This is a genomic window from Burkholderia stagnalis, assembly GCF_902830275.1.
GTDB classification, from domain to species: Bacteria; Pseudomonadota; Gammaproteobacteria; order Burkholderiales; family Burkholderiaceae; genus Burkholderia; species Burkholderia stagnalis.
In genome coordinates, this window is record NZ_CADESW010000073.1 from 1 (window position 1) to 851 (window position 851).

1 protein-coding gene is annotated in these 851 nt (G+C 63.2%); it reads left to right on the forward strand.

The window, feature by feature from the left end:
* Positions 1 to 851, forward strand: an 851-nt coding sequence (locus tag HWY45_RS36255) for an Ig-like domain-containing protein (RefSeq protein ID WP_176118483.1), incomplete at both ends; no start/stop codon positions are given.

Consider the following 851-nt stretch of genomic DNA (forward strand, 5'->3'; position numbering starts at 1 on the left):
CCGTGCAATACAGCGTCGACAATGGCGGCCATTGGAACACCAGCTTCAGCGCCGTCGAAGGCACAAACAACGTGCAGGTTCGCCAGATCGACGTGGCAGGCAATACCTCGGCGGTGACGTCGTTCGGCTTCACGCTCGATACGTCGGCTGCCGCACCCGGTGTCGCGCTGACCACCGACTCCGGCAGCAGTGCCTCCGACCACGTCACCAACGTCGGCACGCTGAACCTCACCGGCATCGAAACCGGCGCCACCGTGCAGTACAGCGTCGATAACGGTGCGCATTGGAACACCAGCTTCAGCGCGGTCGAAGGCACAAACAACGTGCAGGTTCGCCAGATCGACGTCGCAGGCAATACCTCGTCGGCGACGTCGTTCAGCTTCACGCTCGATACGTCGGTGGCCGCACCCGGTGTCGCCCTGACCACCGACTCCGGCAGCAGCGCATCCGATCACATCACCAACGTCGGCACGCTGAACCTCACCGGTGTCGAAACCGGCGCCACCGTGCAATACAGCGTCGATAACGGTTCGCATTGGAACACCAGCTTCAGCGCGGTCGCAGGATTGAACAACGTCCAGGTCCGCCAGATCGACGTGGCAGGCAACATCTCGAACGCGACCAGCTTCAATTTCACGCTCGACACGTCGGCGGCCGCCCCGGGCGTGGCCCTGACCACCGATTCGGGCAGCAGCGCCTCCGACCACGTCACCAACGTCGGCACGCTGAACCTCACCGGCATCGAAACCGGCGCCACCGTGCAATACAGCGTCGACAATGGCGGCCATTGGAACACCAGCTTCAGCGCCGTCGAAGGCACAAACAACGTGCAGGTTCGCCAGATCGACGTG